The 14,036-nt window shown below is 55.3% G+C and carries 12 protein-coding genes; 7 read left to right on the plus strand and 5 right to left on the minus strand.

Going from position 1 to position 14,036, the window contains the following annotated elements:
* Positions 1 to 129: 129 nt before the first annotated feature.
* A complete protein-coding gene (locus EDC28_RS08640; RefSeq protein WP_123421335.1) occupies positions 130 to 1,020 on the minus strand; it encodes an aldo/keto reductase in 891 nt (296 codons plus the stop codon).
* A gap of 303 nt (positions 1,021 to 1,323) precedes the next feature.
* Here EDC28_RS08640 and cyoA point away from each other — a divergent pair, with 303 nt between their 5' ends.
* From cyoA to cyoE, 5 genes are all read left to right on the plus strand, one after another.
* Complete coding sequence (cyoA, locus tag EDC28_RS08645; RefSeq protein ID WP_050658143.1) at positions 1,324 to 2,238, plus strand: ubiquinol oxidase subunit II; 915 nt, start codon at positions 1,324 to 1,326, stop codon at positions 2,236 to 2,238.
* 2 nt (positions 2,239 to 2,240) lie between these two features.
* Positions 2,241 to 4,223 (plus strand): cytochrome o ubiquinol oxidase subunit I, encoded by a 1,983-nt coding sequence (cyoB, locus tag EDC28_RS08650; RefSeq protein ID WP_123421336.1) that lies wholly within the window; start codon positions 2,241 to 2,243, stop codon positions 4,221 to 4,223.
* Between the two features lie 12 nt (positions 4,224 to 4,235).
* Positions 4,236 to 4,844, plus strand: coding sequence for a cytochrome o ubiquinol oxidase subunit III (locus EDC28_RS08655; RefSeq protein ID WP_050658145.1), 609 nt, complete (start codon positions 4,236 to 4,238; stop codon positions 4,842 to 4,844).
* On the plus strand, positions 4,844 to 5,185 hold the full coding sequence (gene cyoD, locus EDC28_RS08660) for a cytochrome o ubiquinol oxidase subunit IV (protein WP_050658146.1): 342 nt from the start codon (positions 4,844 to 4,846) through the stop codon (positions 5,183 to 5,185). Before EDC28_RS08655 ends, cyoD begins: the two co-directional genes overlap by 1 nt.
* Before the next feature lie 64 nt (positions 5,186 to 5,249).
* Positions 5,250 to 6,116, plus strand: coding sequence for a heme o synthase (gene cyoE, locus EDC28_RS08665; RefSeq protein ID WP_050658147.1), 867 nt, complete (start codon positions 5,250 to 5,252; stop codon positions 6,114 to 6,116).
* Positions 6,117 to 6,159: 43 nt separating this feature from the next.
* Here the strand turns inward: cyoE and thrC are convergent, their stop codons facing one another.
* The 4 genes from thrC to EDC28_RS08685 all read right to left on the minus strand — a co-directional run bounded on the left by thrC (position 6,160) and on the right by EDC28_RS08685 (position 12,003).
* Positions 6,160 to 7,407 carry a threonine synthase gene (gene thrC, locus EDC28_RS08670; RefSeq protein ID WP_123421337.1) on the minus strand — a complete coding sequence of 416 codons (1,248 nt, stop codon included), beginning with the start codon at positions 7,405 to 7,407 and terminating at the stop codon, positions 6,160 to 6,162.
* Positions 7,407 to 8,306, minus strand: coding sequence for a homoserine kinase (gene thrB, locus EDC28_RS08675; RefSeq protein ID WP_170164069.1), 900 nt, complete (start codon positions 8,304 to 8,306; stop codon positions 7,407 to 7,409). Before thrB ends, thrC begins: the two co-directional genes overlap by 1 nt.
* Before the next feature lies 1 nt (position 8,307).
* The gene (gene thrA / locus EDC28_RS08680; RefSeq protein ID WP_170164070.1) at positions 8,308 to 10,701 is read right to left on the minus strand and encodes a bifunctional aspartate kinase/homoserine dehydrogenase I; all 2,394 of its coding nucleotides are present in this window, start codon (positions 10,699 to 10,701) and stop codon (positions 8,308 to 8,310) included.
* A 219-nt stretch (positions 10,702 to 10,920) separates the two neighbouring features.
* Positions 10,921 to 12,003 (minus strand): hypothetical protein, encoded by a 1,083-nt coding sequence (locus EDC28_RS08685; protein WP_050658151.1) that lies wholly within the window; start codon positions 12,001 to 12,003, stop codon positions 10,921 to 10,923.
* 124 nt (positions 12,004 to 12,127) lie between these two features.
* On the opposite strand from EDC28_RS08685, the gene EDC28_RS08690 reads away from it, so the two are divergent.
* Positions 12,128 to 12,613, plus strand: coding sequence for a MarR family winged helix-turn-helix transcriptional regulator (locus tag EDC28_RS08690; RefSeq protein WP_050658152.1), 486 nt, complete (start codon positions 12,128 to 12,130; stop codon positions 12,611 to 12,613).
* Between the two features lie 93 nt (positions 12,614 to 12,706).
* A complete protein-coding gene (locus tag EDC28_RS08695; RefSeq protein ID WP_123421339.1) occupies positions 12,707 to 13,891 on the plus strand; it encodes a DcaP family trimeric outer membrane transporter in 1,185 nt (394 codons plus the stop codon).
* The last annotated feature ends 145 nt before the right edge of the window (positions 13,892 to 14,036 follow it).

A 14,036-nucleotide genomic window follows, 5' to 3' on the forward strand; every position in this document is an offset into this window, starting at 1 on the left:
TTATCTGCGTTAAGTGGTAAGCGACCCAATAACCTCGCATTTTGAAGCGCGGGCTACCGTTAACGGCGACCAAGCCGTCATGATAACAAAGCTTCTTAATGCCGAAACACGGTAATGCTGAAACCTTGCTCAGGGGACATCGTGACCGCGACAGGCCACCCATAACCGATACCACTGCTCGTTACTCAGCCTCACCTCAAGGGCGGCTGTTGCTTCTTTTAGCGCTGCAATGCGACCTGAGCCGGTAATAGGCAGCGGCCTGCTGGGGTGGCGCAGTATCCAGGCGTAGGCGATGGTAGCTAGGCTACAGCTGTACTCTTTGGCGAGGTCTTCAAGCACGGCCCGCACCCGAAGGGCCGCCGGGTCTTGGCCACTAAATAGCCTGCCGCCGCCAAGGGGTGACCAAGCCATGGGCCTGATGCACTTGCTCTGGCATTGGCTAAGGGTGCCGTCGTCCAAGGATTGGTGTTCAAGGACTGACAGTTCTAGTTGGTTGGTTACCAGTGGGAACTGGTCATCAAGCAGCGCAAACTGGGCGGCGCTGTGGTTGGATACCCCAAAGTGCGCCACTTTTCCTTCTTTTTGCAGTTCCCTGAAGGTGCCTGCGAGGGCGGCAGCGTCCATCAGATAATCAGGGCGATGAATAAGAAGAAGGTCGAGCTGCTCGACACCCAGATTGGCTAAAGAGGCGTCAACCTGGGCACGGACATAAGCCGCGGAAGTATCATAATGATTAAGCTGATAGGGGTGATTGTCGCTTGTCAGCTTAATACCGCACTTGGAGACAAGCTGGATTTGCGCCTTAAGATGAGGGGCAACCTTCAGCGCTTCCCCGAACAGTTGTTCACAGCGGTAGTCACCGTAAATATCTGCATGGTCAAAGGAGCTGATCCCTAATGCCAGTGCCTCCTCTATAAAACGAATGCGAGCTTGAATATTGAGCTGCCAGTCGGCCAAACGCCACATGCCAGCTACAATGTTCGACAACTCAGGCCCGTTAGGGGCAACTGCTACTCTCATATATCCCTCGGGAAAACAAAAGAAAGAGTGTGCCAGAGTCGCTTGCTAATACAAGCAAGGTCATGCCGGGTAAACGGTCTGATACCTGGCTTTTTGTCAAATGAAGTCAATAACTTTTAACGGAATGTAAGGCAAGACCGTACGAAAAGGTGTTTTGTTCCCCACGCGGGTTGAACGGGGTGTTTTTCACTGGAAATGGTGGGGTTTTTCTTGGTACATTCCGCGGCTAACAATTACAACGCAAGTCCCCTGTAGCGAGCTCTTATGTTCCTCGAGGCAGTCATTTTGAGGTGAGGTTATGATATGAAAAGTAAGTGGTTAACCAGTCTTACTAAGGTGCTCTCCCTGGGAGCGGCCTTTTTGTTGGCTGGGTGTGACGATATGGTTCTGATGAACTCCAAGGGCCCGGTAGGGCAGGGCGAATGGTCGTTGATCGTTACCGCCTTCATCCTGATGCTGATCGTGGTTGTGCCCGTCATCATCATGACTGTGCTCTTTGCTTGGCGTTATCGCGCATCCAACACCAAGGCTACTTATACCCCTATGTGGTCTCACTCTAATGCTCTTGAGGCAACAGTGTGGTCCATCCCTCTGGTCATCATCGCCATCCTTGGCGTGATCACTTGGAAGTCCAGCCACGAGTTCGACCCCTATCGTCCTCTGGATTCGGACAAGCAACCTCTGACTGTTCAAGTCGTATCTCTGGATTGGAAATGGCTGTTCATTTATCCGAAGCAAGGCATCGCTTCCGTGAATGAGCTGGTGATCCCGCCCGGTACCCCGGTGAAGTTCGAGATCACCTCCGGCACTGTCATGAACTCCTTCTTCATTCCGCAGCTCGGTGGCCAGATTTACGCCATGGCGGGGATGTCGACTCAGCTTCACTTGCAGGCCGACCACCCGGGTACTTATGACGGTATCTCTGCTAACTACAGCGGTGCTGGCTTCTCCGGCATGAAGTTCAAGGCCATTGCCACTGCCAATGACCAAGACTTTGAAGCCTGGGTTGCCAAGGTTAAGAGCGGCTCCAAAGAGCTGACTTATCCTGGCTACAAAGCGATCGCTCTGAAACAGGACCATATGCCTGTTGAGTACTTCTCTTCTGTAGAGCCGCAGATTTACCACCAAATCGTGATGAGCTTTGACCAAGTGGTTGAGCACAAGATTGAATACAATCACGAAATTGGCGAGAAAATGGGCGCTGGCGCTGAGGAATAACGATGTTTGGAAAATTAACCTGGGATCAAATTCCCTATAACGTGCCGATCCTGGTAGGCACCTTTGCGGTAGTTGCGCTGCTAGGGATAGCCCTGGTCGGCGCGCTGACCTACTACAAAAAGTGGGGCTACCTATGGCGTGAGTGGCTGACTTCGGTTGACCATAAAAAGATTGGTGTCATGTACATGGTTGTTGCCATCGTGATGCTGCTTCGCGGCTTTGCCGACGCCATTATGATGCGTTCGCAACTGGCCCTGGCCCATGACGGTCAAGGTGGCTTCCTGCCTCCGCACCACTACGACCAAATCTTCACCGCCCACGGCGTTATCATGATCATCTTTATGGCCATGCCTATGGTTATCGGCCTGATGAACATCGTGGTTCCGCTGCAGATCGGTGCCCGTGACGTTGCCTTCCCCTTCCTCAACAGCATCAGCTTCTGGCTGTTTGTGGGTGGCGTGATCCTGGTAAACATCTCCCTGTTCGTTGGCCAGTTTGCCACCACCGGTTGGGTTGCTTATCCGCCCCTGTCGGAGAAGGCGTTCAGTCCCAGCGTGGGGGTTGATTACTATATCTGGGCGATGCAGATATCCGGTATCGGTACGACCCTGACCGGCGTTAACTTCTTCGTGACCATCCTGAAGATGCGTGCCCCCGGTATGTCCCTGATGAAGATGCCCGTGTTCACCTGGACCATCTTCGTGACCACCATCATCATCATGGGCGCGTTCCCGATGCTGACTGTGGCACTGGGTATGCTGACCGTAGACCGTTATCTGGACTTCCACTTCTTTACCAACGATGCGGGCGGCAGCCCGATGATGTACGTCAACCTATTCTGGGCCTGGGGTCACCCCGAGGTGTACATCCTCATCCTGCCTTGCTTCGGTGTGTTCTCTGAAGTCATCTCGACCTTCAGTACCAAGCGCCTGTTCGGTTATACCTCCATGGTATATGCCACCTGCGCCATCGGTTTCCTGTCGTTCGTAGTGTGGCTGCACCACTTCTTCACCATGGGCTCTGGCGCCAGCGTCAACGCCTTCTTCGGTATTGCGACCATGATTATCGCCATTCCGACGGGTCTGAAGATTTTCAACTGGCTGTTCACCATGTTCCGTGGCCGCGTGCAATTCAATGCACCGGTACTGTGGACCCTGGGCTTTATCATCACCTTCTCCATCGGTGGTATGACCGGCGTACTGCTGGCCGTTCCCGGTGCTGACTTCCTGCTGCACAACAGCCTGTTCCTGATTGCCCACTTCCATAACGTGATTATCGGTGGTGTGGTGTTCGGTGTTATGGCCGGTATCAGCTTCTGGTTCCCGAAAGCCTTTGGCTTTAAGCTCAACGACAAACTGGGCCAAGCTTCCTTCTGGTGCTGGTTCGTAGGCTTCTTCCTGGCCTTCATGCCGTTGTACGTACTGGGCTTCATGGGTATGACCCGTCGTCTGAACCACTATGACAACCCGGCTTGGACTCCCTGGCTGAACGTTGCCGTTATCGGTGCAGTGGTGATCCTGTTCGGTATTATCTTCCAGCTCATTCAGATCTTTGTGAGCATCCGTAACCGTGATGCCAACCGCGATCTGACTGGTGACCCGTGGAATGGCCGTACCCTGGAATGGTCCACTTCCTCACCGCCGCCTTTCTACAACTTCGCCCATACCCCGGTTGTTCATGACCTTGACGCCTGGTGGGATGAAAAAGAGAAAGGTACTGCCTACAAGCAGGTTGCTCCCTATGAGCCTATCCACATGCCTAAGAACACTGCATCCGGTGTCTTTGTCGGTGCGTTCATGACCGTGTGTGGCTTTGCCCTTATCTGGGACATCTGGTGGCTGGCTGCCGTGACTTTCATCGGTGTTATTGCGACCGTTATCGTTCGCTCCAACATCAAGGACGTTGATTACTACGTCCAAGTTGATGAAATCGAACGTATCGAAGGCGAGCACAAAGCCAAGCTTGCCGCCGCAGCGAAGGTGTAAGGAATTTCAACTATGTCGAGTGAAGCTATTCACGCACAGGATGCCCACGACCATGGGCATCACGATGCAGGAGCCCTGAAGGTTTTCGGCTTCTGGATCTACATCATGACCGACTGTATTCTCTTCGCGACCCTGTTCGCGGCTTATGCAGTCCTTTATAGCCACACCGCAGGCGGCCCGTCTGGCAAGGATATTTTCGAACTGCCTTTTGTGCTGGTCGAAACCTTCCTGCTGCTGATCAGCTCCTTTACCAGTGGCCTGTCTATGCTGGCCGTTCACGCTGGCAAGAAGAGCCAAACCATCGGCTGGCTGATCGTCACCGCTCTGCTGGGCGCTGGCTTCGTTGGTATGGAAATCTATGAGTTCCATCACCTGATCCTGGAAGGTGAAGGCCCTCAGCGCAGTGCCTTCCTGAGCGCCTTCTTCAGCCTGGTAGGTACCCACGGTCTGCACGTCAGCTTCGGCTTGCTGTGGATGATCGTGATGATTTTCCAAGTTGCCCGTAACGGCCTGACTGATGTGAACAACGTCCGTCTGCAGTGCTTGAGCTTGTTCTGGCACTTCCTGGATATCGTCTGGATCTGCGTATTTACCGCTGTTTACCTGATGGGGGCCCTGTAATGAGTGCACATTCTCATACTGACGCCGGCGCAAGCCACGGCTCTTTCAAGTCCTATTTTATTGGCTTTATTCTGTCGATCATTCTGACCGTGATCCCCTTTGCCATGGTAATGAGCAGTGCAGCCTCCACGGCTGTTACCGTTACTGTCATGGTCATTGCCGGGTTGGCTCAGGTACTGATCCAGTTGGTGTTCTTCCTGCACATGAACAGCTCGTCTGAGCAGCGCTGGAACGTCAATGCCTTTGTCTTTGCAGTGATCATCGTTGCCATCCTGGTGGCAGGTTCTGCTTGGATCTTCTGGCATCTGTACGGTCTGACCATGCCAATGATGGGCCACTAAGGCCTATCCCAAAGGGGGCAGCCGAGAGGCTGCCCCTTTCACTCTCAAGCCAGCAGTATCACCCATGATTAAGAAGTTCATCGGCATCACCAAGCCAGGCATCATCTTCGGTAACCTTATTTCGGTTGCCGGTGGTTTTTTTCTGGCCTCCAAGGGCAGCTTTAGCTGGCTGACCCTGGTAAGCACCCTGGTGGGTGTTTCCTTGGTGGTGGCTTGTGGTTGTGTGCTGAACAACTGTATCGACAGGGACATCGATAAAAAGATGGAACGGACGCGTAATCGAGCCACCGCTACCGGTGAGCTGCCGATGGGCGTTGCCCTGGTATACGGTATTGTCTTGGGCGTGCTGGGTACCGCTTTGCTTTGGGCTACTACCAACCTGTTGGCGGTTGCCATTGTCTTGGCCGGCCTGGTCATCTACGTGGGCTTATACAGCCTGCTGTTCAAGCGCCATTCGGTACATGGCACCCTGATTGGCAGTTTCTCTGGCGCTGCGCCACCGTTGGTGGGTTATTGCGCCGTGAGCAACCAGTTGGATCTGGGCGCCGTTATCCTGTTTTTGATTTTCAGCCTCTGGCAGATGCCCCATTCCTATGCCATTGCCATCTTCCGTCTCAAAGACTACTCGGCCGCATCCATTTGCGTGCTGCCGGTGGCCAGAGGGGTAGGGGTAACCAAGAACCACATCATTGCCTACATTGTTGCCTTTGTAGTGGCCAGCTTATTGCTGACCGTTACCGGCTACACCGGCTATGCCTACTTCGTGGTGGCACTGGGTCTGGGCACTTACTGGTTGCATATGGCCATCAAGGGTTACAAAACCAAAGATGATGCCACCTGGGCACGTAAGCTGTTCGGGTTCTCCATTCTCACCGTTACGGTGCTGAGCCTGATGATGTCTATCGATGCGGCCGTAGCTGCCGCCGGCTGAACCATCAATACCCATTAAAAAGGCGCCCATTGGGCGCCTTTTTTCATGCCTGAAGTAAATAATGCCGTAGTTGTTGCCAGTCATTCCCCAGCTTTTTGGAAAGGTTGGGCTTTTCCATCGCATCTTGCAGGGCCTTGGGTAACGGCACCGGAATACCGAGAATAGTGCTGACGCTTTCGGCAAACTTGGCCGGATGGGCAGTACAAAGGAAGGCGCCACGCTCTTTGTCTTCAAGGTTATTGAGCAGCGCCTTGAACGCCACGGCGCAGTGGGGCTCGCCAAGGTAGTCGAGAATTTGCAGGGTCTGCATCGAGGCCTTGGTGTCGGCTTCACTGACCGCTTCACCGGTCAAAGACCAGCCATGGCTGGTCAAGAGGTGCTCAACCCTTGGCCAGTTATTGGGGCGGCTTACGTCCATGGCGTTGGACAGGGTGGCAACGGTGGCATGGGGCTGCCACTGGCCGTTGGCTAGATAACGGGGCACGGTATCGTTGCTGTTGGTAGCCGCGATAAAGCGCTTGATGGGGGCGCCCATGGCCTTGGCCATCAGGCCGGCGGTCAGGTCGCCAAAGTTACCGCTCGGCACACTCACCACCAGGTTGGGCTCGGTCAGAGCTAAATCCCAAAAATACAGGATCTGTGCCAGCAAACGGCTGATGTTAATGGAGTTTGCCGAGTTAAGGCCAATGGCGTTTTTCAGCTCTTCGTCGTCAAAAGCCGCTTTTACCAGGGCTTGGCAGTCGTCAAAACTGCCCTCGACCGCCAGGGTTTCGATATTGCCGCCCAGGGTGCAAAAGAGCTGCTCCTGGGGACGGCTTATTTTGCCCTCAGGGTAGAGCACCACCACCCGCACCCCTTTTAAGCCATGAAAGGCATGGGCTACTGCCGCGCCGGTGTCCCCTGATGTAGCGGTGAGGATGGTGATAGGCTTGCCGTCGCTAAGCCGTGCCAGGCACTGGGCCATAAAGCGGGCGCCGAAATCTTTAAAGGCAAGGGTCGGGCCGTGGAACAGCTCCAGGGCAAAGTGTGGGCCGACCGGTACCAACGGCGCTTCGAAGGGAAACGCCTTGGCGATCATCTCGGAGAGCGTCGGCTCGGAAAAAGTGTCTTTTAAAAAGCCGGACAAAATTTTCTGGTAGCGCTGATGGCGAGGAAGCTCAGCGAGCTCACTGGCATCCAGCATTGGCAAGCTTTCCGGGAAGAACAGTCCTTGGTCTTTACCCAGGCCCTGGCGCACCGCCTGGCTGAAGCTGACCCGTTGCTCGGGGTGTTTGAGGTTATAAAACTGCATCATGACTCCAGAGTCCGTGCGCCGAGGTCATCAACCCGGCAAAGATGGGCAAAGCCGTTATGGGGGGCCACCCATCGCTGGGCGTCGGCCAGGGCCTTTTGGGCAGCGGCCAGGTTATCAAAGATGGCAAAAAGGGTAGGGCCGGAACCCGATAAACCACTGCTTAGGGCCCCTTGGGCCATCAACTTGTCTTTTAGCGCCAAAAAGCCCGGCACTAGCGGGGCGCGGCATGGCTCAACCACGTTATCGACCATCAGCTTGGCTGCCATGCGCCCTTCACCGCGATAGAGAGCATCGACAAAACGCCCTAGGTTGGAGGCCTGCGCCACCGCTTGGCCAAGGGCAATCTCCTTGGGCAAGATGGCGCGCATGGCTTTGGTTTCTAGGCGAATACCCGGGTAGGCCAGCAGCCAGACCCAATTTTCCGGCACCGGCAGCTTGGCGTCATGCAGGCACAGGCCGCCCAGCAGGCAAGGCAGCAGGTTGTCCCAATGCACGCCGCCGGAAAGCTCGCCTTCCAGTTCTGCCATCAGTGCCTTGGCCGCATCCAAATCCAACGGAGAGCCGAAGTAGCGATTGATGGCCACCACTGCGGCCACCACGCTGGCTGCCGACGAGCCGATACCAGAGCCAATGGGCATGCCTTTTTCAAGGTGCATGGCAACCGGAGTGGTATTGCCGGTCAGTTCGCGAAACCGCCACAGCGCTTTTTCGACAATATTGGTGCCGCTTAGCTCATGGGCGTACGAGCCTGTTACCTCAAGGCGGTCTTTAACCGCTTCTTCGACCGTTAATACATCGCCGATGGCGGGGCCATCAAGGGGCGCCAGGGCAACCCCTAGGCTATCAAAGCCGACATTGAGGTTGGCGGAGGTGGCGGGGGCAAAAACGCGGACCATGTTAAACCTCCCGCATCCAGTTAAGGGTACGCAGCACGTCGGCAAAGATACCGGCGGCGGTAACATCGGCGCCAGCGCCGTAGCCGCGCAGCAGCAGTGGCACCGGGCTGTAATAACGGGTCAAGAAGGCCAGCGCATTTTCGCCGTCGCGAACCCGGTGCAGCGGGTGGTTGGCGTCCACCGCCTGCAAACCAACCTGGCCTTCGCCATTCTCAATCCGGCCGACGTAGCGCAGTACCTTGCCTTGGGCCTTGGCGTCGCTGACCTTTTGGGCCATGGCTTCATCAAGCTCAGGCAGCCTTGCCAGAAATTCGTCCTGGCTGAGGCTGGCAAAGCTTTGGGGCAACAGGCCGGTGAGTTTGATATCGGCAAGTTCCAGGTCGAGGCCGGCTTCACGGGAGAGAATAAGCACCTTGCGGGCCACATCGAGACCGGACAAGTCATCTCGCGGGTCAGGCTCGGTAAAGCCTTTTTCCATGGCTTCATGTACCGCCTGGGAAAAGGGCACACCGTCTTCGAGGCGGCCAAGCAAAAAGGACAGCGAGCCTGAGAGAATGCCAGAGAAACTTTGCAGCTCGTCACCGGCGTGCAGCAGGTTTTGCAGGTTCTCGATAACCGGCAGGCCGGCACCTACTGTGGTGTCGTAGAGGTAGCGGCGGCGGTGCTGCTTGGCGGTTTTCTTAAGCGCCTTGTAGTGGGCCAGGGCACCGGTGTTGCCTTTCTTGTTGGGGGTGACCACATGAAAACCCGCCTCCAAAAAAGCCTGGTATTGCGCCGGCAGTTCGTCGCTTGCCGAGCAATCCACCAATACCGGGTTCAATAAGTCCTGGCTCAGGGCTTTTAACGCCTCCAAGTCGAGGGGCCGGCCTTCGGCTTCCAGCGCCTGGTGCCAATGGGCAAGGGACAGTCCCTTGGTATCCACCAGCATTTTCTGGCTGTTGGAAAGCGCCACCACCCGGGCATTGATGCCCTGTTTAGCAAGCCAATGGCCCTGGCTTTCCAATTGGCGTAACAGCTCAGAGCCCACGTTGCCGCATCCCAGCAGTACCAGCTCCAGCGGCATGGAGCTGTCAAAAAAGGCCTGATGCACCATTTTCAGGCCGCGCGCGGCGCAATCACCTGGAATAACCGCCGAGATGGCCCGCTCCGAGGAGCCTTGGGCGATGGCCACTACGTTGATGTTGGCCCGGCCCAGTTGGGTAAAGCAGCGCCCGGCAACGCCCTTGGCCTGGCACATGTTGTCGCCAATCAAGGTGAGGATGGCCAGATCCCGCTGGACGCTGACCGGTTCGAGCATGCCAGAGGCAAGCTCCAGGGAGAAAGCGTCTTCGATGGAGTTGACGGCGCGGCGCTCGTCCACCGCGTTCAAACAGAAACTGATGCTGTATTCGCTGGACGACTGGGTAATGAGCAGCACCGACACCCCGGCCTGGCCGACGGCGGCGAAAATGCGGCTGGCCATGCCCACCATGCCTTTAAGGCCGGGGCCGCTGACCGACACCATTACCACATCGTTGAGGCTGGAAAGGGCCTTGACCGGCTTGTCAGACGGCTCTACTTGGGTATCGATGCGGGTGCCGGGAAGGCTAGGGTCGAGGCTGGAGCGGATCCAGGTGGGGATATGAAAGCGGCCCACCGGCCCCAGGGTTTTGGGGTGCAGTACCTTGGCGCCAAAGTGGGAAAGTTCGAGGGCTTCAGAAAAGGAAAGCTGACGCAGCTTTTGGGCCTCAGGCACCAGGCGCGGGTCGCACTGGTAAACGCCGTCCACGTCAGTCCAGATGATAAGCTCTTCGGCATCCAGGCAAGCGGCCAGAACGGCTGCCGAGTAATCCGAGCCGTTACGGCCCAGCAGGCACTGGCCGCCGTCTCGGTGCCCGGCGTAAAAGCCAGCCATGACGGCAAGGCGGGGCTGCTTTTCTCTCAGGCCCCGGCATTTATTGCGAGAGGCGTCCAAGTCTACCAAGGCGTCAAGACGAGGCCCATAACCGAGGAAAAGGCCAGCCGGGTCTAATTGCAGCGGTTCATCAGCTTCAAGAATGTGGCTCAGCACCAACACTGACAAACGCTCGCCAGCACTGGCGATGGCAACCCGGGTGCCTTCGGGGCAATGGCCTAGCAAGGCAATGCCCTGGCACCAGGCCTCCAATTGGTTGGCCCATTGGGCTAACGCATCGGTCAGGGCCGGGTAGCGGGCCTGCCAAGGCGCCGTGATGGCCTGAATATCGGTAGCCTGGGTATCATCGCACAGGGCAACCAGTTGATTGGTTACCCCTGCCGGCGCCGATAACACCACGGCTACGGCGCTGCTTTCCAGGGCTTCTCTTACCTGCCGGGCAACAGATTCAAACCTGTCTGGCGTGGCAAGTGAGCTACCACCGAATTTCATGACCTGCATTTTTTACTCTCCATAAACAAAAAGCCCGCCGGTGAGGGCGGGCTTTTCTGATGTTTGAATTGCTTCTTGTCAATTCACCAACAGCGCCCGCCAGTGCCACACAATGGTGGTACCGGTAATGGTGCGGGTAATGGTGGTGAGTTGACGCAAATTCATGGCTGACTCCTAAAGCGATGGCTATATCCTTCTCTTATCAGGGCCATCCTTGTCAACAAATATTTAAAAATAATAGCCGATGTTGATGTTGAGCCTGGAGTGCCAACCGTTGTTGTCGGGGCTGTCAAAGCCGATGCCGTCGCCACCGGCAAACCACATGTTTTTACCGGCTATCCAGTCAATGTAGGTGTAAAGGCCACCCTTGACTAACAGGCAACCCGTCACGTTCTGTATCGAATTATCAACACCCTGGCCGGATGCCAAGGTCTGGGTGTGGTCGTTATAGCAGGTTACGGTGTCAACGAAGTCGTTGTTCACTGTAAAGGTCTTGGCGAGATTCAGCGACACTACATCGGCTTCACTTGCCACCGGGAACGGAAATTGGAAGGCGGAAAGCTCAACGGTATCGGTGCCGGTGTCGTACTTATAGTGTGCTTCTTGCAGCTGCACCTGCCAGCCAGCATCGTTGCTCCAATCGGCATGGAGGGCGCCAGCCCAACGGCTATCGTGTGTTTTGGAATCATACCGATACAAACGACCAATCTGGGCGGATGCACCTAACTTCAACTTGCTGGATGCAAAATGCAGGGTGCGCTCTGCCCGCAAATTAATTTGGCCATTTTCGTCGGCCCGCTGGCCGTCAACGGCGGCCAGATCGAAAGAATATCGGTCGTAGCGATCGCCGCTTTGGTATTCGGCGTTGTGAAAATACGCGGCGTGAAATAACCAGTCGCCGTCTTTTTGTTCGTACACCACGCCGGTGTCGTAATCGTCTTCGAGCCCCAAATAGTAGGTGCCGCCGAACCAAAAGCCGTGGGAGGAAACAGGCAGTAGCCCAAAGGGCACTAGGGTGACACCCACTTTGACGCTGCGATCTTCATCGAATTTGTAGCCGACATAGGCGTGGTGAATGGCTTCAAAGTCCTGATACCAACGGTATTGCGCCGAGTAAAACCAATTGCCGTCGTCACCGTTGATGTCGATACGAAACAGCTCAATGTCCCACTCGCCGTTTTTATCCTTGTTGCTCTGGTCGTAGTCCTTCCAAGCGTAATTGAGGCGCACAGCGCCGCCAATTTTAACGTCAGCAATGGCCGTTTGCGTGCCAGTGAGCGCCAGTGCGGCGATAAGGAGATGCTTTTTCATTGCAGGTCCATATTGTTCGTGGGCGAACAAGTATGGTGCTGATGTTTCAAAGGATCAAATCAAGGACTTATCAAAGCCATCCTTCGCAGTCTAAAATACCGCTTTTGTTCCGGGGGTAAGCTGTATGCAACCAGTAGATGAAGTATTGACCGCGCTTCGGCGCATCATCCGCGCCATTGACCTCCATTCCCGGCAGTTAACCAAGGAAACCTCCCTGACCGGCCCTCAGCTGATGTTGATGCGGGCCATCGCCGAGCATCCAGGCGATACCACCCGTAGCATCGCCAAGGTGGTAAATCTCTCTCAGGCTACAGTTACCAGCATAATTGACCGCCTAGAAGCAAAAGGGCTGGTATTTCGTCAGCGCTCCACCCTCGACAAGCGCAAAGTTGAATTAACTTTGACCGTTCAGGGTAAAGAGGCTGTCTCCACCGCCCCGGCATTACTGCAAAATGCCTTCATCAAGCAATTTGAAGAATTAGCGCTTTGGGAACAAACGTTGATTCTGAGCTCCCTGCAAAGGGTGGCCAGTATGATGGATGCTGAAGGAATTGATGCATCGCCCATGTTGACCTTGGAACAGCATTTGGCTTCGACCAAAGGCGAATAGGAAACTTAGGGAACTTTTGCAATATTTAAAGAATGAACTTCGGCAACATTAAAAAGATTGCCAATTGCAGCTACCACTACAGGAAGAGAGAACATGAAAAAGACTCTGCTCGCTGGCGCCATCGGTGCCATAGTCTCCATGCCCAGCCACGCCGCTTTTGAACTGCTCAAAACCGACAACACCACTGTGACTTTCGGCGGTTACGCCAAAGCCTCTTTGAACGTTAGCAAGTTCAGCGAAGGTGCGCCGGCCAGCTCTAGCCTGGGCCGCATCTATTATGTTCCTAGCACCATCGCTACCTCTGGTGGTAACGGTAACAACGACGACACTCTGCTGGATTTCACCGCCCGTGAAACCCGCTTTAACTTCGGCACCAAGACCCTGATCGACGGCCACGTCATCACCAGCTACTTGGAACTGGATTTCATGTCTGGCTACCCGGGCGATGAGCGTACCTCTAACTCCACTTCTCCTCGTCTGCGTCACGCTTACTTCACCTACGACAACTGGCTGTTCGGTCAAACCTTTACCACTTTCGAGAACACCACTGCACTGCCGGAAACCACCGACTTCCTGCCGGCTTCCGACGCTACCGTGTTCAACCGTCAGCCGATGGTTCGTTACACCTCTGATTCCGGTGCCTGGCAGTTCGCTTTGGAAAACCCGGAAACCACTTACAGCCCCTACAACTCTGCCTCTCGTGTAGACGAAGACAACAGCATCCTGCCGGATCTGGTTGGTCGCTATAACATGAAAGGCGACTGGGGCAGCCTGGCCGTTGCCGGTCTGGTACGTCAGCTGCGCGCCGACACCGTTGATGCCAACGGCGACGTGCAAGACAACGAAACCAAAATGGGCTTTGGCGTGAACCTGTCCGGCCTGCTTAAAGCGGGCGATATGGACGATTTCCGCTTCAGCGTAACCGCTGGTGAAGGTATCGGCCGTTATGTGGCTCTGAACACCTTCAACTCCAGCAACGTGAAAGCCAACGGCGACCTGGACACCATCTCCACCGTCAGCGCCTTCGCCGCTTACCGTCACTTCTGGACCGAAAAACTGCGCTCCAGCTTTGTACTGTCCGGCACTTGGGCTGACAACAACGATACCGCCTCTCAGGCCCTGACCAAGAGCGTACAGTCTGTTCACGCCAACCTGATGTACTCTCCGGTTAAACCGATCTCCTTCGGTGCCGAGATTGTTTATGCCGAGCGTAAACTGGAAAACAACGACAAAGGCGACCTGACCCGTCTGCAACTGTCTGCCAAATACACTTTCTAATAAAGTGTTGGCCGAAAAAGCGCCGCTTGATGCGGCGCTTTTTTTATCCCTTTTTAAGCCTTGTCTGTTCCTTCTTCCCTCGCATAACCATTTCCTTCACCAAAGAACTCTTACCGGACAATAAAAATGCGCGGTTTATCACCCG

It is taken from the genome of Gallaecimonas pentaromativorans (assembly GCF_003751625.1).
GTDB classification, from domain to species: domain Bacteria; phylum Pseudomonadota; class Gammaproteobacteria; order Enterobacterales; family Gallaecimonadaceae; genus Gallaecimonas; species Gallaecimonas pentaromativorans.

Excerpts from the sequence above, each read along its gene's own strand:
- EDC28_RS08685 (WP_050658151.1), bottom strand. The coding sequence starts at position 12,003 with ATGAAAAAGCATCTCCTTATCGCCGCACTGGCGCTCACTGGCACGCAA.
- thrC (WP_123421337.1), bottom strand. The coding sequence starts at position 7,407 with ATGCAGTTTTATAACCTCAAACACCCCGAGCAACGGGTCAGCTTCAGC.
- EDC28_RS08655 (WP_050658145.1), top strand. The coding sequence starts at position 4,236 with ATGTCGAGTGAAGCTATTCACGCACAGGATGCCCACGACCATGGGCAT.
- cyoD (WP_050658146.1), top strand. The coding sequence starts at position 4,844 with ATGAGTGCACATTCTCATACTGACGCCGGCGCAAGCCACGGCTCTTTC.
- EDC28_RS08690 (WP_050658152.1), top strand. The coding sequence starts at position 12,128 with ATGCAACCAGTAGATGAAGTATTGACCGCGCTTCGGCGCATCATCCGC.
- thrB (WP_170164069.1), bottom strand. The coding sequence starts at position 8,306 with ATGGTCCGCGTTTTTGCCCCCGCCACCTCCGCCAACCTCAATGTCGGC.
- cyoA (WP_050658143.1), top strand. The coding sequence starts at position 1,324 with ATGAAAAGTAAGTGGTTAACCAGTCTTACTAAGGTGCTCTCCCTGGGA.
- EDC28_RS08695 (WP_123421339.1), top strand. The coding sequence starts at position 12,707 with ATGAAAAAGACTCTGCTCGCTGGCGCCATCGGTGCCATAGTCTCCATG.
- thrA (WP_170164070.1), bottom strand. The coding sequence starts at position 10,701 with ATGCAGGTCATGAAATTCGGTGGTAGCTCACTTGCCACGCCAGACAGG.
- cyoB (WP_123421336.1), top strand. The coding sequence starts at position 2,241 with ATGTTTGGAAAATTAACCTGGGATCAAATTCCCTATAACGTGCCGATC.
- cyoE (WP_050658147.1), top strand. The coding sequence starts at position 5,250 with ATGATTAAGAAGTTCATCGGCATCACCAAGCCAGGCATCATCTTCGGT.
- EDC28_RS08640 (WP_123421335.1), bottom strand. The coding sequence starts at position 1,020 with ATGAGAGTAGCAGTTGCCCCTAACGGGCCTGAGTTGTCGAACATTGTA.